Annotated in this window: 30 protein-coding genes and 1 pseudogene; 1 reads left to right on the top strand and 30 read right to left on the bottom strand. The window is 43.3% G+C overall.

The window, feature by feature from the left end:
* Nucleotides 1-96: 96 nt before the first annotated feature.
* The 11 genes and pseudogenes from M1B78_RS16505 to M1B78_RS16455 form a co-directional block, all read right to left on the bottom strand.
* Entirely contained in the window at nt 97-708 is a 612-nt protein-coding gene (locus M1B78_RS16505; protein ID WP_196072791.1) for a hypothetical protein, read from the bottom strand.
* A 44-nt stretch (nt 709-752) separates the two neighbouring features.
* Complete coding sequence (locus tag M1B78_RS16500) at nt 753-2,075, bottom strand: sigma-54-dependent transcriptional regulator (protein WP_257941274.1); 1,323 nt, start codon at nt 2,073-2,075, stop codon at nt 753-755.
* Nucleotides 2,068-4,376: pseudogene (locus M1B78_RS16495) on the bottom strand (hybrid sensor histidine kinase/response regulator). The gene M1B78_RS16500 and the pseudogene M1B78_RS16495 overlap by 8 nt, the downstream one beginning before the upstream one ends.
* A gap of 4 nt (nt 4,377-4,380) precedes the next feature.
* Nucleotides 4,381-5,760: an alpha/beta hydrolase gene (locus M1B78_RS16490; protein ID WP_257941273.1), complete on the bottom strand. Its 1,380-nt coding sequence runs from the start codon at nt 5,758-5,760 to the stop codon at nt 4,381-4,383.
* 7 nt (nt 5,761-5,767) lie between these two features.
* Nucleotides 5,768-6,568 (bottom strand): META domain-containing protein, encoded by an 801-nt coding sequence (locus tag M1B78_RS16485; RefSeq protein WP_257941272.1) that lies wholly within the window; start codon nt 6,566-6,568, stop codon nt 5,768-5,770.
* Between the two features lies 1 nt (nt 6,569).
* Nucleotides 6,570-6,914 (bottom strand): DUF3795 domain-containing protein, encoded by a 345-nt coding sequence (locus M1B78_RS16480; RefSeq protein WP_257941271.1) that lies wholly within the window; start codon nt 6,912-6,914, stop codon nt 6,570-6,572.
* A 2-nt stretch (nt 6,915-6,916) separates the two neighbouring features.
* The gene (locus tag M1B78_RS16475) at nt 6,917-7,348 is read right to left on the bottom strand and encodes a DUF3795 domain-containing protein (RefSeq protein WP_057250607.1); all 432 of its coding nucleotides are present in this window, start codon (nt 7,346-7,348) and stop codon (nt 6,917-6,919) included.
* Nucleotides 7,349-7,360: 12 nt separating this feature from the next.
* A complete protein-coding gene (locus M1B78_RS16470) occupies nt 7,361-7,771 on the bottom strand; it encodes a pyridoxamine 5'-phosphate oxidase family protein (RefSeq protein WP_257941270.1) in 411 nt (136 codons plus the stop codon).
* 18 nt (nt 7,772-7,789) lie between these two features.
* Complete coding sequence (locus M1B78_RS16465) at nt 7,790-8,260, bottom strand: MATE family efflux transporter (protein ID WP_257941276.1); 471 nt, start codon at nt 8,258-8,260, stop codon at nt 7,790-7,792.
* 20 nt (nt 8,261-8,280) lie between these two features.
* A complete protein-coding gene (locus M1B78_RS16460; RefSeq protein ID WP_257941269.1) occupies nt 8,281-9,159 on the bottom strand; it encodes an MATE family efflux transporter in 879 nt (292 codons plus the stop codon).
* A 92-nt stretch (nt 9,160-9,251) separates the two neighbouring features.
* On the bottom strand, nt 9,252-10,400 hold the full coding sequence (locus tag M1B78_RS16455; RefSeq protein WP_257941268.1) for a M56 family metallopeptidase: 1,149 nt from the start codon (nt 10,398-10,400) through the stop codon (nt 9,252-9,254).
* A gap of 28 nt (nt 10,401-10,428) precedes the next feature.
* On the opposite strand from M1B78_RS16455, the gene M1B78_RS16450 reads away from it, so the two are divergent.
* Nucleotides 10,429-10,611 carry a hypothetical protein gene (locus tag M1B78_RS16450; protein WP_257941267.1) on the top strand — a complete coding sequence of 61 codons (183 nt, stop codon included), beginning with the start codon at nt 10,429-10,431 and terminating at the stop codon, nt 10,609-10,611.
* Here the strand turns inward: M1B78_RS16450 and M1B78_RS16445 are convergent.
* The 19 genes from M1B78_RS16445 to mobA form a co-directional block, all read right to left on the bottom strand.
* Nucleotides 10,592-10,957: a BlaI/MecI/CopY family transcriptional regulator gene (locus M1B78_RS16445; RefSeq protein WP_257941266.1), complete on the bottom strand. Its 366-nt coding sequence runs from the start codon at nt 10,955-10,957 to the stop codon at nt 10,592-10,594. The two genes, M1B78_RS16450 and M1B78_RS16445, sit on opposite strands and share 20 nt — an antisense overlap.
* Before the next feature lie 164 nt (nt 10,958-11,121).
* Nucleotides 11,122-11,487, bottom strand: a complete 366-nt coding sequence (locus M1B78_RS16440; protein WP_136000561.1) for a VOC family protein — start codon at nt 11,485-11,487, stop codon at nt 11,122-11,124.
* Nucleotides 11,488-11,579: 92 nt separating this feature from the next.
* Nucleotides 11,580-12,386, bottom strand: a complete 807-nt coding sequence (locus tag M1B78_RS16435; RefSeq protein ID WP_257941265.1) for a 4Fe-4S binding protein — start codon at nt 12,384-12,386, stop codon at nt 11,580-11,582.
* Complete coding sequence (locus M1B78_RS16430; RefSeq protein ID WP_057250594.1) at nt 12,383-13,012, bottom strand: hypothetical protein; 630 nt, start codon at nt 13,010-13,012, stop codon at nt 12,383-12,385. Before M1B78_RS16430 ends, M1B78_RS16435 begins: the two co-directional genes overlap by 4 nt.
* Nucleotides 13,009-13,611 (bottom strand): TetR/AcrR family transcriptional regulator, encoded by a 603-nt coding sequence (locus tag M1B78_RS16425; protein ID WP_124076279.1) that lies wholly within the window; start codon nt 13,609-13,611, stop codon nt 13,009-13,011. Before M1B78_RS16425 ends, M1B78_RS16430 begins: the two co-directional genes overlap by 4 nt.
* A gap of 82 nt (nt 13,612-13,693) precedes the next feature.
* Entirely contained in the window at nt 13,694-14,494 is an 801-nt protein-coding gene (locus M1B78_RS16420) for an AraC family transcriptional regulator (protein ID WP_257941263.1), read from the bottom strand.
* Between the two features lie 148 nt (nt 14,495-14,642).
* Nucleotides 14,643-15,323, bottom strand: a complete 681-nt coding sequence (locus tag M1B78_RS16415) for a zinc ribbon domain-containing protein (RefSeq protein WP_257941262.1) — start codon at nt 15,321-15,323, stop codon at nt 14,643-14,645.
* A gap of 41 nt (nt 15,324-15,364) precedes the next feature.
* A complete protein-coding gene (locus M1B78_RS16410) occupies nt 15,365-15,814 on the bottom strand; it encodes a DUF6194 family protein (RefSeq protein WP_257932081.1) in 450 nt (149 codons plus the stop codon).
* Between the two features lie 2 nt (nt 15,815-15,816).
* Complete coding sequence (locus tag M1B78_RS16405) at nt 15,817-16,419, bottom strand: uracil-DNA glycosylase family protein (RefSeq protein WP_257941261.1); 603 nt, start codon at nt 16,417-16,419, stop codon at nt 15,817-15,819.
* A gap of 98 nt (nt 16,420-16,517) precedes the next feature.
* A complete protein-coding gene (locus M1B78_RS16400) occupies nt 16,518-17,165 on the bottom strand; it encodes a hypothetical protein (RefSeq protein ID WP_024988548.1) in 648 nt (215 codons plus the stop codon).
* Nucleotides 17,166-17,174: 9 nt separating this feature from the next.
* Nucleotides 17,175-18,959, bottom strand: coding sequence for a DUF4303 domain-containing protein (locus tag M1B78_RS16395; RefSeq protein WP_257941260.1), 1,785 nt, complete (start codon nt 18,957-18,959; stop codon nt 17,175-17,177).
* On the bottom strand, nt 18,956-19,738 hold the full coding sequence (locus tag M1B78_RS16390; protein ID WP_257941259.1) for a hypothetical protein: 783 nt from the start codon (nt 19,736-19,738) through the stop codon (nt 18,956-18,958). Before M1B78_RS16390 ends, M1B78_RS16395 begins: the two co-directional genes overlap by 4 nt.
* Before the next feature lie 77 nt (nt 19,739-19,815).
* On the bottom strand, nt 19,816-20,244 hold the full coding sequence (locus tag M1B78_RS16385) for a hypothetical protein (RefSeq protein ID WP_257941258.1): 429 nt from the start codon (nt 20,242-20,244) through the stop codon (nt 19,816-19,818).
* A 40-nt stretch (nt 20,245-20,284) separates the two neighbouring features.
* A complete protein-coding gene (locus M1B78_RS16380) occupies nt 20,285-20,635 on the bottom strand; it encodes a hypothetical protein (RefSeq protein WP_257941257.1) in 351 nt (116 codons plus the stop codon).
* A gap of 11 nt (nt 20,636-20,646) precedes the next feature.
* Complete coding sequence (locus M1B78_RS18920) at nt 20,647-21,213, bottom strand: zinc ribbon domain-containing protein (RefSeq protein WP_372585355.1); 567 nt, start codon at nt 21,211-21,213, stop codon at nt 20,647-20,649.
* A 9-nt stretch (nt 21,214-21,222) separates the two neighbouring features.
* Nucleotides 21,223-22,119, bottom strand: coding sequence for a class A beta-lactamase (gene bla, locus M1B78_RS16365; RefSeq protein WP_257941256.1), 897 nt, complete (start codon nt 22,117-22,119; stop codon nt 21,223-21,225).
* A gap of 3 nt (nt 22,120-22,122) precedes the next feature.
* Nucleotides 22,123-22,728: a flavodoxin family protein gene (locus tag M1B78_RS16360; protein ID WP_257941255.1), complete on the bottom strand. Its 606-nt coding sequence runs from the start codon at nt 22,726-22,728 to the stop codon at nt 22,123-22,125.
* Nucleotides 22,729-22,742: 14 nt separating this feature from the next.
* Nucleotides 22,743-23,114, bottom strand: coding sequence for a BlaI/MecI/CopY family transcriptional regulator (locus M1B78_RS16355; protein ID WP_257941275.1), 372 nt, complete (start codon nt 23,112-23,114; stop codon nt 22,743-22,745).
* Between the two features lie 298 nt (nt 23,115-23,412).
* Entirely contained in the window at nt 23,413-23,832 is a 420-nt protein-coding gene (gene mobA / locus M1B78_RS16350) for a conjugal transfer protein MobA (RefSeq protein WP_136011552.1), read from the bottom strand.
* Nucleotides 23,833-24,489 lie beyond the last annotated feature (657 nt).

The raw sequence follows: 24,489 nt of genomic DNA, 5'->3' as shown, positions 1-24,489 counted from the left end.
AAGTATAATTAATTAGATACAAGTAAGTTACATGCGAATATAAGAGCGGGAGATTTTTCTTTTTAGAGGAAAGGTAATATAATATTTTATATAATACTACTTTAGTTTTAATAATTCCGTATATGCAATACCGTCTGTTAGTTTATGATACTGCTTCAATGTTTTTTCTAATCCTGATGCAAACTCTTTCTGAATATATGACGGTACAAGAAGTTCATTGAATTTATCTATCATCAGTTGGACACATTGTGCAGGATTATCTGCAATAACTGCTTGGTTATAGATAGTGTTATAATAGTAAAAAACTCTATTATCCATAGATAATTGTATTTTTTGCTTTATATAAATTTGTTGCTCACGTATTCTTTGAGCTACCTTAAAGAAAGTGTCAATCTTTTCAAACGCTTCTTGAGATATATGTCCAACAATACTATGGGCGTATTTGTTCCATTGATTCTCTTCGAATATTATTGTAGAATAGTGCATGGGTACTTCTTGAATAAATCCATTTATAAGCCCTTCCGAAAAAATGTATTCTATATTTTTTTCTATATCTTTTATTTGAAGTATCAAAATTGATACAGCATTCCTCAATTCTGTTTGTTTATGAACATGAAATTGCCATAAAGCAATACCGACAGTTGTACCAATAGTAACAATCAATACAATCGTTTGAAATAGGTTGGAGTCCCAAAAAGAAGTATTCATATTTATAATTTTTGCAAAGATAGCCAAATCCGACGAATTAGCGGCTATGGTTGCTGAAATTTATACTTCAATCCATATTCTTCCAGTTTGTTGTACAGCGTCGTACGTCCTATCCCGAGCAGTTCGGCGGCAACCTTGCGGTTACCGTTCGCCTGCTTCAACGCGCGTAAGACACGCTCCTTGTCTTCCGCATCGCTGCGCAGGGCGAAGCTGACAGGTGAGGTCGCCCTCGTCACGGCAAGTTCCAGATGCTCTTTCGTGACAAGACCCGTCTGTGCCTGCAACACCGCGCCCATGATTTTCTGACGAAGCTCGCGGACATTGCCCGGCCACGCATGGGTCAGCAATGTCTTGCGGGCTTCCCCGTCAAAGCCGATGACATCGCATTCCAGTTCCCGGTTCGCAATTTCACGGAAGAACTCAGCCAGCGGCATGACGTCCTCCTGACAATCGCGCAACGGCGGGACGGTTATCTCGAAGTCATGCAGACGGTACAACAAGTCCTGCCGAAAACGCTTTTCATGGACCGCCTTCTCCAGATCCTCGTTGGTGGCGGCGATGATGCGGACATTGAAACTCCGGTCAGACTTGTCGCCAACGGGACGGAACCGCCGTTCCTGTATGGCTCGCAGAAGCATCTGCTGGGTTTCCGGTGCGAGGTTGCCCACCTCGTCTAAGAACAGCGTACCGCCTTCCGCCTCGTGGAAATAACCTTTCTTGGTGCTGTCCGCACCCGTGAACGCCCCTCTGACGTGTCCGAAGAAAGCCGACGGCGCAAGTTCTTTGGTAAGCGAACCGCAGTCCACAGCCACGAAAGGCTTGCCTGAACGTTTGCTTTTGTCATGCAGATGGTGGGCGATATGCTCCTTGCCCGTGCCGTTCTCTCCGAAGATCAGCACGCTCATATCGGTGGGGGCTACCAGCCTTATCCGGTGCATGATTTTCTGGAAGGCGGAACCGTCACGGGCAAAGACGGGCATACGGCTCCGTCCAACACTGTGTTCTTTCAATATGGTGCGGAGTAATGGGACAAGTTTGTCCTCAACCAACTGTTTGGGTATATAATCCAACGAGCCGAGTTTCATACTTTCCACAGCCGTATGCACTTCGGCATAGTCGGTCATGATGATGAACGGCTGCGTCATGCCTTCCTTGCGCATCCAACGCAACAGGTCGATACCGTTGCCGTCGGGCAGACGCAAATCAGAAACTACTATATCATTGTCAGCGGCTTGTTGCAGAAGTTTCTTCGCTGTCGAGAGGTGGAAAGCCTGCACGGTACGGAATCCTTCCCGTGCCAGCAGGTTGCAGACAAACTCGCAATACACGATGTTGTCCTCCACCACGATAATTTTTGTTTTATCCATTATTATATTTCTTCCTTTCTTCTTTTGCCAGCCGGATAATCTTCAAACCTTTATCCTGCACGACTGTCAATATGTTATGTATCGCCTCCCAATCGGGTGTATCCTTACAATGAAGCAGTTTATAAAGTTCCCTTAACGGCTGGTCTGCACGTAATATCTCCCACGAGCTGCGCAAGTGATGTATAAGGGCATCCAGCCCTTGAAGGTCTTTCCGCCGTTCCGCATCTTTGACCGCCTGTATTTCCTTTTCAGTTTCCGTTATCAACTTCTCCAGCATGACGGATTCATTGCCGTAGGATAGCAGGGATGTGAAATCCGGTTTTTCATTTTGCACCACATTCATGGCGCATTTATCTGAAACCTCCATCAGCTCCGATATGGAGAACGGTTTGAGCAGGCAATCGGCAAATCCACGTTCCATAAGTTCCTCCTTGCTGCAACTACCCGAAGCGGTTGTTACGATAATTGGAATGGTCCTTGAATTGCCCACATTGGAGGTGCGTAGCAGTTCCAACAGCTCGAAGCCGTTTATATCCGGCATATTCAAATCGGTCAGAAGCAGACTGTATTCTTTCCGGCGTATCATTTCCATCAGTTCTGCCGCATTGGTACAGGTATCGCAGTGTATCCCTTCCTGTACATACATTTCTTTCAGCATAAGGAGCAGTACCTCGTCATTGTCAATGGCAATCACATTATGGAATACATGGTTACAATGAATCTGTGTTTGATTTATCTGTTCCGGTAGTTCCTCGACTGTCTGCATAGGAATTTCCACTGTGAAGCGGCTTCCTTTACCTTTATCGCTCTCCAGCCGGATTATGCCGCCGAGCATTGTCACAATGCGCTGAACAATGGAAAGACCTAATCCGAAGCCGTCCTTTGCGGCAGCGTTTGACAAACGTTCAAACGCACCGAACACACGTTGCTGTTCATCTTCGGTCATGCCTGTACCCGTATCTTCAACAGTAATTATCAGAACTCCATCGGTATAGTCGGTAGTCAGCGACACACCGCCTTCCTCCGTGAATTTGATGGCGTTTGACAGCAGATTATTTCCGATTTGCAGGATACGTTCTTTATCTGTTTGGACGAGGGCATCCTTGTGACAATGTATTGTCAGAGCCAATCCCTTGTTCATGGCGATTGGCATAAACTCCGTTTCGAGCGTGTGAATGATTGCGGAAATCCTGCACGGAGAAATGTTCGGCTGTTCCTTACCGTTATCCAGACGGAAAAAACTCAATAGGATGTTGAGCATTTCACGCATACGGTCGGAGGACTGCTGAATATTTTGGATATAACCCCCGATTTATCCGTATTATAATCTTTCCGCATCAGTCCGGCATAACCGGTTATTGCCGTCAGCGGTGTACGTAATTCATGGGTAATGGTATGCACGGCTTTCTTGCGGGAAGCTATCAGTGCCTCGTTCTGTTCAACAGACTGTCTCAACTGTTCTATTAAATCCGCAGTTTCTCGCTTGTATCGCTTGATACGGGTGATATTTCGGTGGATAATTATGTAAGAGATTATCAATAACAAAACAACGAATCCTGTCAAGCCACCTATCTGAATAAACGATTTTTCACGCATGGTGGCTATCTCGTCCTCTCTCTTTTGCAGGTCAGCTTGTATTTTTCCATCTATTTGGCGAATCAAGCTTTTTAACTGACGGTTAAGTTCGGCATTTCGTGCAGCAAGACTGTCAGCGTGTTCCGATAAACGGCGGCTTTGCGCTTGTTGTTCGGCTATCATATTCCGGTTAAGAGAATGGAGCATCGTGGTAGTCACGGTGGGCTTTGCTTCCTCCTTTTTACCAAAGATACCCAAGAAGCCCTTTCGCTTCGGCTTCTTGGGTTGTTCTTGCGTACTTTTATATACGATTTCAGGCACTTGACGGGCTATCTTTTCTTTGAAGCTTTTCTGTTCATCAAGCATCTGTACAATTCGTCGCATTTGTTTTTCTTTATCCTCTAAAAGATAGCGTACACTGTCAATGCGTTCAGACGGGTAGATAGACGTGAAATAATAAAGCATACTATCCAAAGCCATACGCTGCAAATGATAATTTGCAATATCTTTATCTTCCCATTCCAATATTGTTTCTCCTAACAGAGAAAATCCTGTTAAGCGAAAGTTTAATTCATTAACATGTCGGCGCAACTCATCAGTGGTTCGGTTCTCCTTCTCTAATATTTCAAGCTTTTTCCATTCATACTGATAGCAATATATAATCATTCCTATTAGTATGAATATTAGAATATAGCCACATGATATTAGCTTGCGGATTGAAATCATAAATTTAATGAGGTTTGAAGGAGATAAAATCAACAATGTCCTGAAGGACTTCGGGGGAGATTGTTTGCTCGATTGTACCGTATTCCTGTACCGCTCCTGTATGGGCGTGTTGGAAAAGGTGATTAAGTTTGGGATAAAGTTTCACGGTCGCTTTCGGGGCGAGTCGTTGAATTTGAGGCATATTCAGTTCCGGGCGAACTTGTATATCTTTTTCTCCGTATAGTGCGAATACAGGGCAATCCGTATCTGCAATGCTTTCCGCCGGTGAAAAACCTATATAGAAATTTAACCACGGGTTATTGTCGGCTGCAATCTTTTTCAGATTGGCTTTCAAAGATGTGTGAACGGGAGTATTCTTCCAATTTGCACATATAGCCTCAATATTTCCAACTGCCATATTGTTACCCTCCCTTATTTTCAGTTCATACATCTTGCGCAATGCTTCAACATAATCCGATACAATATCCGCCGGCATGTTGCCTTGTTCCAGCATTGTTGCACTCTGGTCTATCAATACCGAGTCACCTCGAACCGCCTGTGCGCCAATGGCAATAATGAAATTCGGATTTGAGAATAATCCCGGATTGTTATTAGCTCCCAGCATGAACGCTATTGCCGCTCCCTCGCTATGCCCCAATATTCCGACATTTTTGAATTTCATTTCTTTGCGCAGGTATTCCATTGCCGTTTTCGCATCTCGTGCAAAATCTTCAGTGGTGGCATTTTTGCCGTCGCCGGTTGATTCTCCATATCCTCGGTCATCATATCGTAAGGTTGCAATGCCGTTTCGGGCAAGGTAATCGGCGATGACAGCAAACGACTTATGTCCGTATATTTCTTCATCGCGGTTTTGCAATCCGCTACCGGTAATCATTACGATAACCGGAGTTGTCTCATTAAAACCTTCAGGTAAAGTAAGTGTCCCAGCGAGAGTAATACTATCTGATAAGTTGTTGAAATACAACTCCTTTATACTGTATAGATATGGTGGCTTAGGCGTTTGAGGTCGCTTTAATTCCACAATACCCGGAAATAATTCAAGGTCAGTACTCATTGCCCCTTGTGTGCATTTCCCAATGAGTTTCCCATCTTGTTTTCGTCCGGCAAATGTCAATCCGATGCGTCTAACCGTCACATTTACAGAATCCGCCGAAATAAAATTCACTTCTCCGGCTATTCCGTATGCTCCTTGATCCGGAGAATCAAGCGTAACTGACGTTTTGCCATCTTCTTCTGTCTTGAAATTGAACACAATCTTTAACGCCACTTGCGGAGTTATCTTCAACGTACCATGCCATGCTCCCGAAATATTATCATCGGAAGCCATGATGTTTAGCATGGAACAAGTGGCTAAAATAGCTGCAATTATTATTCTTTTCATCATTGTAAAACTATTGCTTTGTTAGCTCCATTAGTATATGACCATATATATCTTTCAGATACAGCAGGGTGTTATTTTTTAGCTCGTATGACTTGACACAGTGTAGATTTGCCTCTATACTTCTTTCCAATTCCATATCGTCACAAGATACTATACCCTCTATTGCCTTTTCAGTCATGGATATGTTAGAGAAGCCCAAAATATAATTATCCTCGACAAAATTGCCTGATATTATGTTACAGTCAGTGGTGCAGACAAATCCGGTGTTATTCAACTGTAAAACGCAGTCCGATTCCTCGTTTATGTCAGTTAGTTCGTTTGAAGTTATAACGATGCTGTTGTATTTTTCAAGTTGCCATTTCCCACACAAACTTTCATCCGGTAAATCATACCTGATTAGTTCCATCAGGATATGACCTTTATCATCTTTCAGCACTAAGATAGAATCGTCTGTGATTTCGTATGATTTGATACAAGGTAGATTATACACGATACTCCTTTCCACTATCATGTTATCGCAAGCCAGTTCGGTAAAGGATATATCGGAGAATTTCAAAGCGTTTTTGCTTTTTTCAAAACAGCCGGAGATGGTATTGCAATCGGTGGTACAATAGAATACTCCGGTTTTATCCATCTGCAATACATAATTACAATTCTCATTTACCTGTGTCAGCCCGTATGAAGAAGTGGCGATACAGTTGTATTTCTCAAGTCGCCATTCCCTGTATAGGGCATTATCTGACGGTGCATTGCATGAGCCAACCAATATGGCTAATGCAAGCATTATTGCTGTAAGAATGTTTGTTTTCATATCATTTGCGTTTTATGGTCTGGCATTTTCGCTTGCTCATTTCCTCTGCATACGCTATTTCTCCGTGTTCCCGAATATAGCTGATACAAGCTGGGCGGTCGGAGTTAAAGAGCAATGCGAATACTTTGCTTATAAGGTTGGAGTAGATTTTACACTCCCTTACGTCATGCTCGCACTTGGCACAAGTATGATAGCCTTTGCTTATGCAGCATTTGCGGATTTTACACCATGATGCTTTCTCGTTATTATTGCATCCGGGGCATTTACCGGACAAGAATTTGCGGCACGCTCCACAATACAGCCCACAGGCGGCTATATTGTCTTTACTTGCTGTTATACTTTTCATATTCAATGTTTTCTATCTGTATAGTTTTTACCACAGCCATAACATATACCGTCATGAACTGATATGATCCTTCCGCAATCAGAACAAGTCCAACGCTCTTTCTCCCTTTGCAGGAATTTTTCAATACCATTTTCTCTGATAAAGGCAAGATTGCCCATAAGCGATTCTATCATCGGATAGGCGTTGGCATACCAGCACTCCTTATCAACAATCTCCCTGCACGGATATTGAGGACATTCGTCACAGAATCCGTCCGGCAGTGTTTTCCGTATTTCGCACTTTACAATCGTACATATATTGGCGCAATACTCACCTTTGTAACCCTCATTCCGGCAACCAACGCAAGGACTTTCTTTTCGCAGTGCTTCGCTGCACACAGCACAGTTCAGCCCGCATGGGGCAATCTTGTTTCTATCTGCTGTTATACTTTTCATATTCAAAGTTTTCTAAATGATTTCATGCACAAACTCTCCTTCATACCAGACGGTAACGGATTCGCCTATAAAACGTAGCAGCACAAAGTTGGGGTCTGTCGGACCTTGTGGATAATGACGATACATCCATTCCTCCCAAAGTTCTTTACGTTTCTTATCGTCAGTAACTATTTTCACCAAACCGGTCATTACCATCGACCGACCTTTTTCAAAATAGCATAGCCCTGCTTTCGGGTTATTCATGAACTGGGCGAATTTGACTGAATCTGCACCTGTTGAGACCCATATCTCGTTGATTCCGGCAGAATGTATTTTGCACATAGGCACGGGACGGGGAAATCCGTCACCATCAACAGATGCGAGAACAAGATCCTCGCACCGTTCAAGCACTTGGGCCATCCGTTGTTCTAATGATTTATCCATTGTCTTAATTCTATTCGTTCAAATCATTTTTATCGTTAACTCTTGCTGACGTTTATACCGCATATATACTGCAACCGTTAAAATGCAGGCTATAAAATCAGCCAAAGGAATACTTAGCCAGACTCCGTCAAGCCCCAAACCAAATATCTCAGGCAGCAGAAATATGAGGGGAATTAGAAATACTATTTGGCGTATGAACGACAAGATAATACATGTTTTCGGCTTGCCAATAGACTGGAAAAAGTTCGTTATCGTAGTTTGCATGGACATAACAGGAAAAGTCCATGCACAGACACGAAGACCTGTTATTGCAATATCTTTCAATGCAATTTCGTTGGAGAACAACCGTATTATTGGGTCGGCTGCTATTTCACACAGTAAAAACATGGAGAACATGAAAGCAAAAGCTATTGTCAACCCGGTGTTCATAGCTTTGTCAACCCGTTCTGTCAGACCGGCTCCGAAGTTGTATCCAATTATGGGCTGCATCCCGATAGATAAACCGATAATCACATTGAGAAAAGCATATAGATGCGGCTAACAATACCGTATGAGCCCACGGCAAAATCCCCGCCATAAAATCCCATTCTATTTATAAGCGCAATAGTTATGGATGCCGTGCAAAGATTCAGTATGAACGGAGGTGTCCCCAGCTTCATGATTTCTCCTGATAATTGGAAGTTGAATTTGAAGTATTTACGTTGAAAATGTACCTTGTTGAATTTAAGGCAAAAGAGCCTTACTACCCATAAAAGTCCCACAATTTGCGATAACACGGTGGATATAGAAGCTCCTTTGATACCCAGTCTCAACACAAATATGAATATTGGTGTCAATATCAGGTTTAATCCAACTGTCATTAAGGTTGATTCCAGCGATTTGCGAGGAAATCCATTACCTCGAAGCAAGTTATTAAGGCTTAAAAACAGAAATGTTATCGGATTGGCGAATAGCATTATTACAATGTATTCTCGCGCATAAGGGAGTATTGATTTGCTTGCTCCGAAAAAGTAAAGTATGACATCCAGATTGAGAAATATAATCCAACCGGTCAGAAAACTGATTACAATTCCTAAAATCACTACATTATGCAAAATGTCAGTTGCTTTTTCATATTGTCCGCGTCCTAAACTGATAGAGGTCAGCGTTGTTCCGCCAATTCCGATGAGCGTATTGAATGCTATGATACAATTCATAATCGGGAAAGTGACAGCAAGGCCAGAAATTGCCAATGCCCCGACTCCATTCCCGATAAAAATGCTATCTATAAGATTATATAAAGAAACGACCGCCATATTGATTATGGCCGGTATAGAATATTGAAGCAACAACTTTCCGATTGGTGCTGCTTGTAACTGACGATATTTTTCTTGTGATGTTTCCTGCATTTTTACTAATTTATTCCGATACAGGAGATGCCGTACTGAAAAATACGGCATACTCCAAGTATCAGATTTATATGCTTGTTTCGGCTGCTCTATTACTGTTTGTTGATAGAATAATTGAAAGCCAGTGTGTAGCTTGATTCTGACGGCAGTCCGCTATTTAGTCCGGGGTGGAATTTGGGAAGCATACGCGCCACGCGCAGAGCCTCTGCATCAAGAGCCTTGCCGGAGCTTTTGACTATTCGGGCATCCTTTACAACTCCGTCTTTGGCGATGGTAAGCTGCACGACGGCATCCATGTTAAGAACACCGTCTTTGTATGCGGTTGCAGGGAAGGAGATGTTTTTATTGATAAAGGCTCTCAGTTTGTCCTTACCGCCGAGGAAGTTGGGGGCGGTTTCTGTCCTGATGAATGGCACGGCATCGGCCGCGTCCGCTTTCTCCGTGACCACCACATCGGAATTTCTTTCTGTCACTCGAATGGTGGAATCGGATTTTTCGCTAATTTTGTAACGCAGATCCTCCACCGGCGTAGCGGCAGATACCTCGTTGATTACTGCTGACACCGCAGGGGTGGCCAGACCGATTAACGCGAGTGCCATTGCAGGCACCATGACAAAGGCACGCACACGGGCTTTGCCTGTCGGTTTACTTGATAACATCATAGTTATACGTTTTTTAAGTGAACTGTGATTGAGACAGTTGGAAAGAGTTGCGAACCTTGCTCCAACTGTCTTTTTTATTAGAAACATCTGATACTCCTCTCGTTTTACGCCCGATGCAAGCACACGGCTGTCGGCTTCATACTCATGGAGGGTATGAAGTTCATTGCGCAGAAGCCATATAGCGGGACAATACCAAGTGATAATAATCGCTGCCTGCATAAAAAGCAAGTCAATCCAATGGCGACATTCTATATGCGCTTTTTCATGGCATACTATCATCTGCCCGAACTCGTACCAGTCACGTCTTGGCATCATGATATATCCGCACCATGCAAACGGGGCGACGCTGTTATGGCGATGAAGTATAATGCGGCAGTCATCCTGTTTTATATGCTCACCTTTGAGAATGAACAGTGCCAACCGTACCAGTGAAACGAGGAAATAGAGAATCATGACAATAACCCCTATAAGGAAAAGTGTGACTATATAATCCCATATCGGAGTGATTTGCTCTGATACCGTATTGGCTATATAGGCAATCTCGACCGGATTAAAAGTGATTTCAATATTATTCTCCATAATATCCGCTACCCAAAAGGAATTAAGTATGAAGATAGGAAAAACGAAAGCAAGCGTTATACAGGACAACAACAATATCCTGTTGAACCGGAAACATCCGGTATTGGCAAGAACGCATTTGTACATCGCCCAGACTACAATCAGGAGGGTGCTTGCCAATAATGAATATGCCAAGAATATGCCTGCCATTGTTATTCCGTTCCTCTGTTAGATATTTGCAATATTATTTCCTTAGCCTCTTCATCGCTATATTCCTCGCTTTTAATCAGGAAGTTCACAACATTCTGAATGGAATTGTCGAAATACCGCCTAATGACACTCTTCAGATTTTGTCCACAATAATCTTCCCGCTCTATTATTGGGAAATATATGAAGCCTGTGCTTTCAGCCTTGTGGTCGAGATAGCCTTTCTGTTCAAGAAATTTCACGAATGTGGCTACCGTAGTCCGGCTTGGACGCGGCTCATTGTGAAGGGCAACGACATCCCGAACCGAGAGTGCCCCGCTTTCCCAAAAGAAGTTCATCACTTCTTCTTCTCTTTCTGTTAATGGCCTCATATCTTCCATTTTATATAGTCTAATTAAATTAGACGATTTGATAATGCAAAAGTAGTCTAATTATTTTAGACAACAAAATAATCGGGCAGAAAAAATTGATTATAGATACGGATAGTGGAGAAAACCGAGTAGTTCTCTCCACTGTAACCTACGTTTTCGGCTCTTTACTTGTCGCCATAAAGCCCGATGCGGTTGCCAACAGGATCGGCGATGATGGCGAAGTAACCCCAACCGTCAACCTGAATCTTGGTCTTGGGAGTTACGAGCGTCGCGCCGTTATCCAATGCAGTTTTCACGCTGGCATCCAAATCTTTTGTCTGGAGATACACCAACACGCCTCCGTTAGAGGGTGCGAAACCGGGAAACGAGGGAGCCGAGGAGATTGAGCATACACTCTTACCTTCTTTCATAAGACAGGCCATTTTCTCATCGCCGAACTGCGACACCTCCAACTTTTCGCCAAAGAGAGCCTGATAGAACGCCACCGACTTGTCAAAGTCATTGGTGGGGATTTCAAAAAATGCAATCATACTTTTTATTATTTGATTAGTACGCTGCAAAGTTACAGCGACATCGTAGCCTGTGATAGTAAAAAGCGGACATCCGTGTTAGGTTAAAAGACCTAATGATGATTATCCTCAGCTTTATAATTATTCTGCAATTTGTTACTGAATGATTCCCTGAGAGCTATCCGCAATCCGTTCAAGAAAGATTCTTGGATATATATTGAGAATGTCGGACAGTTGTCGGCGCATAATCGGCACTGGATACAATTTTTCTCGTCCATCGGCAAAGCCGTATCTTTTAGTGAGAATATGTGCATCGGACAAACATTGATACATTTTCCACATTTTATACAGGTAGAGGTATTGAGGAACACCACCTTGTTACCGGCTACTATATATGAACCCTTGCGGCGTATCGGTATGCTTTCAGAATATCCTGCAATCGGATTTTTGCAAACAAATGCCAAAGGATGCAATTTCCACCGAAGCTTTTCTGAGAACAGTCTTGACTTGAACATATCCCGCTCATTCGGTCTGGCTTTATTGTAGCCGTCCATCAGAACCCACGGCCCGGTGCGGTCAAATCCTTGACAGGAAAACTCTCCGACTATAATTCCTCCTTTCGCCTCTATGATTTTTTTGAGGTGCTTATGATATGCTCCCAAGAAAGGCCTGCAACGGGTGGAAAATACGAACACATTTTTACCTTTAAGATTTTGACTTGAAACAAATCTTTGAAGTCGTATATCGTGAGCGGCAAAGTTAATCGCAGAGCCAAAGCCTATAAGGTCATAATCCGACAGGTCGATTGACGGATTGCTGTCGATAGATACCAATTCGGCAAAGAGGGCATCCGCCATGCTTTCCGCAATCTTCAGCGTATTGCCTCTATATGAGGAACGATAGAATATTATTGTTTTCATCTTGCGACTGATATTTTTGTTTCCGGTGTTCCGAAGCCTCCATTTACGCCTTTATAGCCTACAAACATCAGAGAACTCGTGTCAAAGTAATAATCACAGCTCCAGAAAGCAGACATAAAGCCGGTAAGACTGACTTCGATTCTTACTGCATTCTTTCCGTCTAATTTCTCAGTGCCTTTCTTTGCTGCTGACATGGTATATAGTTTTATGTTGTCGGGACGAAAACATTCGTATTCCACAGACCTGCCATTTTTCAGAGTTAATCCCGCATTATAGGCTATGTTTTGATACCACGGCTTGCCTTTACTTTTCACCTTTTTTGAAATCTGTTTTCCATTGAATTTGCCGGATATGGAGTATATCCCATTATTCAGACTGATTGACAGATTGGTGTTTGAAGAAGTATTTACTATCTTCCAACTCTCGGTTTTATAACCGCTTCCTAAGATATACTCATGCTTCTCATTGCCTTGAACCGTGTACAGGTATATCTTTCCATTCTTGCGTTCTTCTATCCATTTGATGGATGTTTTGGTCTTGCCGCAGATGGAAATGTAAATTCTTTCCTGCGCCATAGCAAATGCTGCAAGAAATAATGTAAGTACTATTGTAATAATATGTTTCATAGACAGTTATTGTCAAAGATAAAATCCACATATTTGGAAATCATAGCTTCCATTCTTTCCCATGCTTCCGGGTTACTGAAATCTATACCGTTGATTTTGTGATATTGCCTCGTGAAAAGAACGATGTAGTTGATTGCGGATATGATTATTGCAATCGACATATTGTTGTCACTGTCTCTATCCAAAAACTTATTCAGTTCCTCCTGCAGTTTATAGCCGATACGTTCCCGTTCTTCAATGATTCCCTTGAATGATGAATGACCTGAGAGTTCCCATACCAGAAGTTCTTGCATGAGTACATTATCTTTTAGATAGTTAAGTTGACACATAAACACATCCTTAACAATCTGCTTTATGTTACCGTCTTTAGCTCGTTTAATGGTGTCAATAAACTCCGAATAGGCAAACGAATAATAGTCATGACGCTTTGCCCATTCCACGAGCAAACCATCCAATCCACCGAAATAGCGATAAATCAAAACCTTATCGCATCCGGCTTGATTAGCGATGCGATTAACTCCGATTTTGGTAAAACCGTCGTTCTCTACGATATGGCTCACGGCTTCAAGGAGCCTCTTTTCTGTTTCTTTCAATTCCATCTTATATAACGTCACTAAGTGGTGACAAAATTATAAAAATAATCGGTGACAACCAAATACAAGGCTGTATAAACGCTATTTTTCAGAATGTAAAATAGTCAGAAACAGGAGAGTATCGAGCAATATACTCTTTCGGTGTGTAGCCGGAGAATAGCTTGAATTCTTTAATCATGTGGGATTGGTCGGTGTACCCACATTCGTATGACAGCTGCGCAAAACCTATTCCCTGATTATGCTGCATGATAGATAAGGTACGTTGCAACCTGACTATACGCATGAAATCTTTGGGTGTCGTTCCTATGTTTTCCGAGAAAATCCGGGAGAATTGCTTTTCGCTCAGGCACGCAATATTCGAAAGAGCCCTGATATTTGTTTGAGTGGAATTGTTGATATGACGTACCACTTCCGCCAGTCGTGGCAGATGATAAGGTGTCCCGTACATCAGGCACTTGTAGAAATAATTCTCTATCAGTTCAATGCAGATGTCGTGACTTGCGCTGTCCTCAACTCTATGCGCCAGATCGCGCAAGGCTGGATTTTCAATGTCTGCAACCGCTACATTCATGTCACGTAGTAAAGTGACTGGCATATGAAAGAATATTTTTGCCGCATGAGGTTGGAATACTGCCACAATCATTTCAATGTCGCCGGTTGAAGCCACATCTGAATAGCCGCTTTCCTGACCGCAAATAAAACTCTGCGGCTGTAATTCATCACGGTTCGTGACTTTCAGCCTTTCGCCACGATGGAACACAAGCGACATACAACCCGTCGGCAAAGTGCGTTGCGACACTATGCCGGAGGTACTATCCTGCAATATCCAATAATACCGTATAAACGGTTTTAAGGCAGGTGTTGGCTGTATGATTCTGAATGTCTGCATCCCGTAAAATTACAACATGACAATTTCCAATGATAGTAAAAAACAGACATTGGTGTTATATGTCTCACTCAACCGTAAATTCCTCTGAATGATAGCTGCTGTAAGAACGACCGGATACATTTGTTCCGAATCTCTCATAATTTATGTGTTATATGGTGATGTGAGCAAACTCGCGGTTTATCCAGATGGTAGCCTCATTTCCGATAAAGCGAATAAGCACATAGTTCGAATCTGCCGGGCCGCCGGGAAAGTAATTTATAAAATACTTCTGCCACATCCGCTTGCGGGTTACATCATCCGTAATGATTTCGACTGTGCCGCGCAAAGCAACACTATCGCCATAAAATGAATAGGAAAGCCCGGCTTTGGGATTGAGCCTGAAATCGGCAACCTTTTCGGAGTCTGCTGCGGTCACTACCCAGACCTCATTGCATCCTAACGAATGAATTTTATCCAATGGCACAGGGCGCGGAAAACCGTCCGCATTGACCGATGCCAGCGTAACCTCTTTGCATTGGGAAAGAAGATGGATCGCTTTTTCAATCAAACTTCTTTCATCTTTCTCTTTCCAGCGTTTGAGTGTTGGGAAGATTTGTTGCATTTGAGCCTTTGCCTGTTGGGGCGTCAGATTCCAACCCGTTTCCTTGTTAATCTGGTCGGTAAACTGAGTGCAGAACTCTATCATCTGGCTCATGTTGAAATCTTGGAGGAAAACACCTTCTTTGTAGCAGTAGCCACAATAGTCCTTACTTTTACTGCCGTCTGAATTTGTGCCGATGTTACCCTCTACAAGGGGCATACCGCAGCTTTGACAAAATCTTTGTTCCATATGTTCTATCATCGTTTTCAAATAATCAGTTCACTATCCCGTCATCTTTTTTTAAATTTCTCTTTTGCGTATTCGTAGGATTCAAGGATGTAAGGTTTTAATAATTCAAATGTCGCTTCAGATGGGGTTAAAGCGCAAATCCAGCCCATCCACGCATAAACCGGATGCGGCATAATGACATCCTTTGCGGTAAATTCATACGGCATATCTACAATGCAACCTTTACATGGACGTTTGGGCAGTTCTCCGAATAAAGTGCGGAAAGTCTGTTTTCTGACTCCTATATTTATTCGCCACACATCCTTGCGGTCAAGGTGGGAAGCTCGATCATTGTCGCCATCCTTTTCTTTTATCGTCAAGATATAAACCCCACGTTTCAACACCCCACCCGGATTGTAGAAAATCCCACGCTCGCCCCAACTGTTTACTTCGACCGTCCCTTCAAGGTTGTCAAGGCAATATTTCAAAATATCATCAGGTGCAATAGCCATCTTTAATCAAAACATTTAATTAACCTGTACATCGTTTCTATATCCTTCGATGCCATCTCGAATTTTGACTTTTCAATCAGAATGTTCTGGCCGGTCATAATGTAAGAGGGCATAATGCGTATTCCATTATAGAAAATCTCAGTATTACGTAACTTGTAAGTAGATATACTTGGAACGGCATCTTTCTTGGTCGCCTTCTTGCATATCATATTAAAGGCTTTCTTTGCCACATCCCCCATAAGCATGATAACCTTGACGTTTGGAAACAAAGCAAGCTCTTTTTCCAGATAGGGCAGGCTGTCCTCTATGCTCTCTTTTGAAACAGCATATTCGCTTTTAGGAGTCTTGACAGCATTAGTAATGTAAATTCCATTATTCAGAATGTCTTGTACTGAACCTATCTCTATTCCTGCTTTTCTGAACATCGGAATTGTCGTTGACATATACGCGGAATCCGGTTTCCCATAGAAATCATCTTCCGGACATGACGGGACAACCTCATTTATCATGATTGCCTGTATCGTTTCCGGCTCAATATTTACGTCATTAAGCCGTAGATTTTGGGTATCCCCACAGAGTTGTTGTAGTTCCGACTTTATATTCATGATTTACTTTTAATTCAAATGTTAACTATTAAATAATCCTGCTCTCGCTCTATTATAGTCTCAAATCCAAATTTGCAGCATATAATTATCTTGTTGACCTACGGTTCAACGTTTTCAATCGGTTTAAAGATTTCTTCAAAAAACATTGCAGATTCCTCCGACAAACGCCGGGTTGCAGCTATACTTTGAGCCAACACAACTCCTTTTGAATTGATTCGTAATGGCTTCTCTTTACTCTTCGGATAACCGAATCTAAGAAGTGGCACAACCTCATCAGGAATGAGGCGCGGTTGGATAACACTGCCATTTTCTCCCCATACTGCCCATTCGGCACAGCAATTAAACGGTTCCTGATGCTTGCAATGGGGTTTGTCGCCGGGAATAATCATCGTGAGATTCTCAGGCACACTCTGGAGACTTTTATAAGAAACGTCTTTTGCACAAAAGAATGCGTCAGAGACCTTAACGACAACACCTCCGGGAATAAGAGACCTGTAAGGATTTCCGAGTTCTCTTATGCAATAGTCGAAGGCTCTTTCCTTATGAGTCACTTCCAATCTTGCCATTATGTAGAGATGCCTATCAAGCAATGAGACCGGAAATACGACATCTCCCTCTTTTATTGATGCTATTGATGGCATCCTTGAGTGGATGCTGCCAAACACTACTTTTATAGGCCCTGTGTCATTTGATTTTCTTAGTTCGTCCAACCAGTCCTGAGGCCAGTAAACAGTATAATATGCCATAATATGATGTTACTTGTTTCTATTCAAAAAAGCTGCTGCCAGTTCGGGGCTGTTCAGTGTCATGGCTGACGAGTCTTCGAGATTTTCAGCGTCTTCATCATCCGATATTGAAATGAAGAATGTGATTTCTTCGGTGCGCTCTCCGAATATTCCCGAGCCTTTGACCTGCGCCATCGCTGATATCATTGCGCTGAAGAAAAAGGCTTCGCCCGGCAAAGTGGCGTGGTTTTCCCACAGCGATTTGCTGAGCTTCACCAGTTCGCTGCCATGCCCGTCGGAATACCCCCATTCATCAGGATGCCATTTGCATTCATCATCAGGCTCTTCGTCTTCACTTTCAAGGTACTCCAGGGTGTTCACTGCAAGAAATAGCGAGCAGCAATACCTGTCGGTGACCAGAGCGACTGTGTAAATGCGCTCATCGTCGATGCGTCCAAGAATTTCGCGCAGGTCAGCAGCAACCGCATCCCTGATCATTGCAGCCACATTCTGCCAGAACGGGGCTACGGGAGTGGCCGGTTCTTCTTTTTTCCGCTCGTCGGCTTCATAGTCCGGTGAGTTGATGTAGCCGATATACTTTTTGGCTTCTTCCGAACCGAGTTTTACAGCATCCTCAAAATACTGGTATCCCAACTCAATATCAGCCTCGGTGCCACGTCCGAAGGCATACGCCACGCCGAGTGCTGTGAGCAACCTGACAGTTATTGAGTCCCATAGGTGGTCGACACCTTCGCCGGCTTCATGGAGATAGTCGAACGCCACATCGTCGTCCTGCACTGTTCCCAGCCCCTCCTGATAGCAGATGCCGAGATAGGCGGCACACTGCGCCTTGGTAACCTCAGAGCACTTCGGATTCCAGTAGGCCTTTTCAAACCATTCCACAGCCTTGGCGTAGTCCTGCTCCACATCACCGAAGCCTTCAAACAGATAATATCCTACCTCAAATTGTCCTGCGGGATGTCCGCATTTGGCAGCCATTTCATAGAGTTGATATGCAAGGTCGATATTCTCATCCACTTCTTCACCGGCTTCGTAGATATGCCCTGCATTGTATGCGGCTTGTGGGTCGCCCCTGCGGGCAGCCTCCACATATCGCAACAGCCCACCGTATGAGTCGCCCTTCTCGGTGCGGAGATAATAGCCGTAGTTGTTGCAGATTACGGGTGAAATATCCGCCAGCTTCAAGTAATATTTCTCAAAGACATCCTGCGCAATGTCGCAAAGACCTGATTCTCGGATATTGCAGTAATTGCCCCACCCGGCACAAAGCCCGCCGTCGAAGCTACGTTCGTACCACTCCTTGGCTATCGGATAGGCCCATGCGTTATATCCGTTTTCATCTTTGAATTGCTTGGCATAGTCAGGCTCGACGCGCAGATAGTCGCCCCAATAATACACATTGCCGACCATGTAGCAACAGAAGGCGTCGCCACGTTCTGCCTGGCCGAGAATCTCCTCAAACGCTTCCTTAAACGAGGCGAACGGCATTGCACGTTCCACCGAAGGGGTGAGGTTTGCGCTCCGCGCAGCACAAAGAACGCCCGTGGCACTGCCCATCATCGCGCTCTTCTGCATCAGCTTCGATGCGTTTTCATCGTCAGCTTTGAAGCCTGCTTGTGGCCACACATACTCCTCACCCATGAAGCAGCGGGCTATGAATGCCAGCGCATCTGCATCGCCCTGTTGCGCCGCCTGCATAAGCATCGCGTAACCGCGGCGTATTTCATCGCGGTCAAAACTTGACCAAATCAGCTTGACTGCCGTTTTCACCTGCTTGCTATATTTGCCTTTCATTTCTTATCTTCGTCTAAAAATCTAAATACCAGTCTCTCGAAGTAGTTGTTGACATCAAACTGCTCGCATTCATCCATAGGGTCTGGCAACCTTTCGTCATCAATCAAACTCCAAAGCCAGCTCCGCAGGAGTCCGACATCAAAAATAACACCTCTGTAACCAATAGGCAACGGCTCCGACCACCTTACATATTCAACTTTGTATCCGGTAGCCAGAGCTGTATCTTTGTCATATCTGCGGATGTTTACATATCCCCCATCACCATTAGTGAAATCATATAGCATCCATTGTGATTTCCCCTCTATGATGTTATCCAATGCGATAACCACATCCTGACTTCCGAAATATCGGAAATCCTCGCCGTCAACACATAGTTTCGTCTCTGCCTTTTCTTGCTCGGGATGGATTTTCTGACAGTGCCAGCCGGTCATATCAGGAAGCGATGCGGTGCGGAAGAAGTCACACATGATATCGGCGGCCATGTCGCAATCAACGTCCGACCGCCACATTCGCAGCATATACCCGTTGACCATAAAACATACCGCTATACTGCTATCCTTAAAGTAATCAATTGAGTATGCCTTTGCATCGCTGACTAACACCACCGGCACGCATTTTTCAAGGTATACGCATCCGTTATCCTCAATGTCGTCTATAGCATCAAGGATCTTTTCCTCGGTCACGTTTGATGTGCGTATATCCCCGTTCTTTGTGCCCAACACATATTGTGGCTTGCGGGCTTTAAGTCCGGAAAAGATGTCTCGTGTATCGTTGCTCATTTTCAATTAACGGTTTTTATGTTCAGCGGTCAGTTTGCCGCTCTCGATTGATATATAGGCATTGTAATATGATTCCGTCAGAAATTAGATATTGACATCCCCTTGATTCCACATTTCATGACGCTACGTTTAACCTTTTCGATAGTTGCGTCCGTAACGCCATCTCCTACTGATATGTGAAGTTCAGAGCAGTTTTTGAGTCGGTTTATCTGAACGGAATCCATTGATGCAAACCAATTGGATAGAAAATCCGTGAAAGCGGGATTACTTGTATCTAATATCAAAGGGTCACTGTCCTGCCCAGAGAAATTATTGTTGCAAGTTATCAGGCTGTCGCTTGAAATTTCAAGTACAACACCAAACGTCCTGTCAGCATCAGTATATTCAAATGGGGGTTTGTCACCACCTGCTAATGCAGAGTCTTGGCTATTATTCGCTGATTGGCTACATGATACAATTGTCATGGCACAACCTATAAACAAACATAAAAGATTCTTCTGTTTCATCTTGATGATTTACTCGGTTTAATTAGTACTCTTGTTAACTCTACTGAACACGTCTATTCAAGTACTTGCTGATAGCCATTGCTATCCAACCTATTGCAAGATATACTATTGCATAGACGACAAACCATAATTCATGTATGTCAAAGAAAATCCATGTCCCGGCAAGAAACGCTACGGCTGACACCAATGGAAGATTCCACATTTTCTTTATGTCTCTCCCGCAGCGATAACCAAGAATCGCAGAATAAATAGGATTCACAATTAAGAAAAGCATCATGCACAGTGCCATTCCGGAACATTCAGACGTAAGCCGGGCAACGGCAAAAGGCAATGCTAACATCACAAGGATTGTGATTGCCAGCCAAATAATTATAGCTCTTTTATTAACCATCAGTATAATACTTATTTTAGTATGTCGGAAAGGCTCGATTCTACAAACATTGTCGGAGTAAACTCCACAATCCGGTAGTCGGCAATTCCGTTGATGTTGAACGGATCTTGCTCTATGATAGAATCAACCACTGCACGGCTTTCGGCTTTTATCAATATTACACCGCCCACGCGGGGAGTCTGCGGACCGGATGCGATGAAATCGCCAGCCGCATAGTGCTCGGCAAGATAGTCACGATGTGCCTGAAGGAAACGGTCAACTTCTTCAAGCGGTTTTTTATATGTCAGAATTGCAATAAACATGGCTGTCCGGTTTTTCCAGCGTTTGAGTTGTGGAAAGAATTGACGCATCATGTCTTTTGCCTGTTCCTGTGTCAAGGTCTGTCCTGACTCCTTGTTTATCTCGTCGGTAAACTGAGCGCAATGTTCAATCATCTGCTCCATAGTGAAGTCTTGTGTGAATCTGCCATCCTTATAGCAGTAGATACAGTAATCCTCGTTGCGACTGCCATCAGCATTAGTACCTTTGTTGTCTGTAGTCAGCGGCATTCCGCAGCTTTGACAAAATTTATGTTCCATATTCTTATCTTATTTTTGTTTAATCAAACCTTCCAAGACAATCTTAGAGACCTCAGCAATGATGGCTGAGGTCGTTGCTATGTCGTAATTGGAATCAGCAACAAACACGGCAACAGAATATCTTGTACCATTAGGCAAATTCACATATCCACAATCATTTACTGCGGATATGCGACCTTCGGGTGTCGGAAATCCCGTACCTGTCTTATGTCCTATCAGGGCATTAGTAGGCAAAAGGGGGAAAGCAAGCCTGTCAAGCCCCGTGCGACACTGTTCAAGCATGACGGATATTTCAGAATATAACTGTGATGCGTTTCTCAATTCGTGGTAAAACCTATCAAATAGCTGCGCCATTGCCAAAGGTGTGGTACGGTTAAGATAGCTTAGGTATGGATCACGGTGCATATCTTCTTCCGAGGCTCCGATTACAATCTCATCAGAGATACCCATTTGCCTCATTATTGATGTTACTCCCGATGTTCCACCGACGCGATGCAGGAGTATGTCTGCCGCATTGTTGTCACTCTCAACCAAAGACCATTCAAGCAGTTCTCTTATAGTTATGGTATTTCGGCTCTTACCATACTTTTTGAGCATCGGGCTATAGGTATCCTCTTTCATAGCCTTCTCGCTGAATGTTACGGTATCGTTCAGGGACATACCGTTAGTATTTATCCAGTGCGCTACCGTCAGAGCCAGCGGAAATTTGACTACGCTCATCATAGGGAAGTCCCGATTGCCGTTGACAGATACGGTGTCTTTGCCATTGATAATGACCGCGACACCTATACGGGCATCTTTCCCTTTGATATACTCGTGCAAAGCATTCTCTATCGCCTTGTTTCCACCAGCGAAAGCAGGCGATATAAAGAATAGATAAAGTAGTATAAACAGCATTTTTTTCATTTTCTATCTCTTGTATGGGTGCCTATCTCTATACAAATGGAATTTAGTAAGTATCAATGTCATGTTCTGACCAAGATTGCGCATATTGGCAATTCCCTCATCATCTTTAAGGACATCTCCGATTTCTCGCCCATATACCATATTCCAATAAGTAGATCCAATGACAATCATCTCTTTATTCAAAAAGAAGTGATTCATGGTGTCAATTGCAGTCATTCCACCGGCACGACGCACGGCAGCAACCGCCGCGCCTACTTTATGTTTCAGAATCCCAGGATTAGCGGCAGCGACAACACCCCCTCTGTCCAGCAATGCTTTCATCCGGGAGGAAACATCGGCTGAATATACCGGTGAGCCGAGAATTATCCCGTCAGCTTTAACCATTTTGTCGAAAACCTCTGCAAATCCGTCTTTGCTGAATACACAGTTGCCTCTGCCCTTGCAGGCAAAGCAAGCACGGCATGGTTCTATACCTACATCGGCCAATTGAATAAGCTCGGTTTCGATTCCAGCCTTATTCAGTTCCTGAAATATCATACGGATTATGATTGCAGTATTGCCATCCTTCCGTGCGCTTCCGTTAATGCCAACAACTTTTATGTCACCCATATTATCATACAGTTCTATTCTCGATGATTGCCTTCGATTACCTGATTTATCAACTCCAGGACTTCATCGTCTGACATTTTCCTGTCCCTTACAAGAGTGCTTATCACTCCACGAATGGAATTGTTGAAATATCGCTGAACGACATTTTTCAGATTATTGCCACAATACTCCTCTCTTTCTATAATGGGATAATAGATGAATCCGTTGTTTCCTGCCGGCTTGTGGTCTAAAAAGCCCTTATCAACAAGAAACTTCACGAATGTAGATATGGCGGTTCTGCTTGGACGAGGTTCGGGATAAGAGACAATAATCTCCTTAACGGTAGCTTCGCCCTTCTCCCAAAACTTATTCATCACTTCTTCTTCACGCTTGGTAAGTTGTTCCATCATAAAATGAAATTTGGTATATGCAAAATTAGTCTAAATAAATTAGTCAGTCAAGCAAATACGGCTATTTTTATGATTTATAAGCAAACGTTATTATTACGACAATGAAATTTATAGATTAATAAATGAAAATGAAGCAAGAGAATGTAGATAATTATTCCACTTACTTCATTTTTATTTACATTTTTATCCCTTTCGGATGGTTTTCATCCTTGAATTGAAACCCCGGCCGCCGATGATGACATGATCGGCAATGAAGTTGTTTGACGAACTTTGTTCATTTATCAGGCTACTTTCTTCAATTCTGTTGTTCCCACCTAGCATACATCTTCCTTGAAAGTTCCACAATTTCTTTGCTCAACTTCACAAGATCGATGGTATGTTTCTCCAGTTTGTAGAGCAACGCCATCGCCTTCTTCTCCGAAAAGTGGATGCGCAACTCTTTAACGACTTGATTGTAGTTCGTACCGATGGCACGGAATTGGGCGTGGAAGTCCGACAGTTTGGTGTAGTAGTCCACCAGCGTCTTGTCCACTTTCAGCACCTTGAACTTCTGCCCGAAGAAATGCGCCTTGAGAAAGACGGCTTTCGCATATACGTTCGATTCCTCGTACATCGTCAGGAATCTGTTCCATTCCACATCGTCGAAGCGCACCATCACACAGTGTGTCTTCGGATTCAATTTGGGATTTCTCCCGTACTTGCTCTTCTTTTTCATTCTTCTTATTCTTTTAATTTTACGGCTTGTCCATTGTTTAATCTCCGATTAAAACCTCCCGAAATTATCCGACTGCGGAGGATAATTCTGCCCACGGCGGTGCAAAGATTTTCAGTTACTTAGAATTATTCGGGTAACTGAAAATATACCTTGCTGTGTCTTTGAGGACACAAAAATCCTCCGTTTGTCGGATTGGGCCCCCCCTTTCAAACTCCAAGTCGCTTCATCCGGGTATCACTCACTGTTCGGGTGCAAAGTTACGCCCTTAACACGGTATCGGACAGTGGTTTGAACCGGACAATGGCTGCCTATCGACGCAATATGCAGCCACTTATCGAAATGCAGGTTCAATCATTTCCTTATTTAGTCAAACAATGATTCAAAAGATGAAAGATCTGAGTATATGAGAATAGAGAAATTCAAATACTGATCAAAAGGATTTGTTGAATACCTGCCAAAACGAGTATTGAGGAAAATCAAACAATGGTTGTCTGACAATTTGATGATACATTGATTTAATGATTTCATGACGTAATGTTGTCACTCTCCAAACGACCAAAACTTTGTTTCACCACACAACTATATAATAGTCCGTTAAAAATTCACCATATCGGCTAAGCGGCTTCTGCCACTATGCCAAAGAGTTCTTTGATAAGT

It is taken from the genome of Bacteroides muris (ex Fokt et al. 2023), from assembly GCF_024704895.1.
Classification (GTDB): Bacteria; Bacteroidota; Bacteroidia; order Bacteroidales; family Bacteroidaceae; genus Bacteroides; species Bacteroides muris.
The sequence above is the reverse complement of the archived record's forward strand: the minus strand, read 5'-3'. Positions and strand labels throughout refer to the sequence as shown.

Excerpts from the sequence above, each read along its gene's own strand:
- M1B78_RS16505 (WP_196072791.1), bottom strand. The coding sequence starts at position 708 with ATGAATACTTCTTTTTGGGACTCCAACCTATTTCAAACGATTGTATTG.
- M1B78_RS16500 (WP_257941274.1), bottom strand. The coding sequence starts at position 2,075 with ATGGATAAAACAAAAATTATCGTGGTGGAGGACAACATCGTGTATTGC.
- M1B78_RS16490 (WP_257941273.1), bottom strand. The coding sequence starts at position 5,760 with ATGATGAAAAGAATAATAATTGCAGCTATTTTAGCCACTTGTTCCATG.
- M1B78_RS16485 (WP_257941272.1), bottom strand. The coding sequence starts at position 6,568 with ATGAAAACAAACATTCTTACAGCAATAATGCTTGCATTAGCCATATTG.
- M1B78_RS16480 (WP_257941271.1), bottom strand. The coding sequence starts at position 6,914 with ATGAAAAGTATAACAGCAAGTAAAGACAATATAGCCGCCTGTGGGCTG.
- M1B78_RS16475 (WP_057250607.1), bottom strand. The coding sequence starts at position 7,348 with ATGAAAAGTATAACAGCAGATAGAAACAAGATTGCCCCATGCGGGCTG.
- M1B78_RS16470 (WP_257941270.1), bottom strand. The coding sequence starts at position 7,771 with ATGGATAAATCATTAGAACAACGGATGGCCCAAGTGCTTGAACGGTGC.
- M1B78_RS16465 (WP_257941276.1), bottom strand. The coding sequence starts at position 8,260 with ATGCAGCCCATAATTGGATACAACTTCGGAGCCGGTCTGACAGAACGG.
- M1B78_RS16460 (WP_257941269.1), bottom strand. The coding sequence starts at position 9,159 with ATGCAGGAAACATCACAAGAAAAATATCGTCAGTTACAAGCAGCACCA.
- M1B78_RS16455 (WP_257941268.1), bottom strand. The coding sequence starts at position 10,400 with ATGGAGAATAATATTGAAATCACTTTTAATCCGGTCGAGATTGCCTAT.
- M1B78_RS16450 (WP_257941267.1), top strand. The coding sequence starts at position 10,429 with ATGAAGATAGGAAAAACGAAAGCAAGCGTTATACAGGACAACAACAAT.
- M1B78_RS16445 (WP_257941266.1), bottom strand. The coding sequence starts at position 10,957 with ATGAGGCCATTAACAGAAAGAGAAGAAGAAGTGATGAACTTCTTTTGG.
- M1B78_RS16440 (WP_136000561.1), bottom strand. The coding sequence starts at position 11,487 with ATGATTGCATTTTTTGAAATCCCCACCAATGACTTTGACAAGTCGGTG.
- M1B78_RS16435 (WP_257941265.1), bottom strand. The coding sequence starts at position 12,386 with ATGAAAACAATAATATTCTATCGTTCCTCATATAGAGGCAATACGCTG.
- M1B78_RS16430 (WP_057250594.1), bottom strand. The coding sequence starts at position 13,012 with ATGAAACATATTATTACAATAGTACTTACATTATTTCTTGCAGCATTT.
- M1B78_RS16425 (WP_124076279.1), bottom strand. The coding sequence starts at position 13,611 with ATGGAATTGAAAGAAACAGAAAAGAGGCTCCTTGAAGCCGTGAGCCAT.
- M1B78_RS16420 (WP_257941263.1), bottom strand. The coding sequence starts at position 14,494 with ATGCAGACATTCAGAATCATACAGCCAACACCTGCCTTAAAACCGTTT.
- M1B78_RS16415 (WP_257941262.1), bottom strand. The coding sequence starts at position 15,323 with ATGGAACAAAGATTTTGTCAAAGCTGCGGTATGCCCCTTGTAGAGGGT.
- M1B78_RS16410 (WP_257932081.1), bottom strand. The coding sequence starts at position 15,814 with ATGGCTATTGCACCTGATGATATTTTGAAATATTGCCTTGACAACCTT.
- M1B78_RS16405 (WP_257941261.1), bottom strand. The coding sequence starts at position 16,419 with ATGAATATAAAGTCGGAACTACAACAACTCTGTGGGGATACCCAAAAT.
- M1B78_RS16400 (WP_024988548.1), bottom strand. The coding sequence starts at position 17,165 with ATGGCATATTATACTGTTTACTGGCCTCAGGACTGGTTGGACGAACTA.
- M1B78_RS16395 (WP_257941260.1), bottom strand. The coding sequence starts at position 18,959 with ATGAAAGGCAAATATAGCAAGCAGGTGAAAACGGCAGTCAAGCTGATT.
- M1B78_RS16390 (WP_257941259.1), bottom strand. The coding sequence starts at position 19,738 with ATGAGCAACGATACACGAGACATCTTTTCCGGACTTAAAGCCCGCAAG.
- M1B78_RS16385 (WP_257941258.1), bottom strand. The coding sequence starts at position 20,244 with ATGAAACAGAAGAATCTTTTATGTTTGTTTATAGGTTGTGCCATGACA.
- M1B78_RS16380 (WP_257941257.1), bottom strand. The coding sequence starts at position 20,635 with ATGGTTAATAAAAGAGCTATAATTATTTGGCTGGCAATCACAATCCTT.
- M1B78_RS18920 (WP_372585355.1), bottom strand. The coding sequence starts at position 21,213 with ATGGAACATAAATTTTGTCAAAGCTGCGGAATGCCGCTGACTACAGAC.
- bla (WP_257941256.1), bottom strand. The coding sequence starts at position 22,119 with ATGAAAAAAATGCTGTTTATACTACTTTATCTATTCTTTATATCGCCT.
- M1B78_RS16360 (WP_257941255.1), bottom strand. The coding sequence starts at position 22,728 with ATGGGTGACATAAAAGTTGTTGGCATTAACGGAAGCGCACGGAAGGAT.
- M1B78_RS16355 (WP_257941275.1), bottom strand. The coding sequence starts at position 23,114 with ATGGAACAACTTACCAAGCGTGAAGAAGAAGTGATGAATAAGTTTTGG.
- mobA (WP_136011552.1), bottom strand. The coding sequence starts at position 23,832 with ATGAAAAAGAAGAGCAAGTACGGGAGAAATCCCAAATTGAATCCGAAG.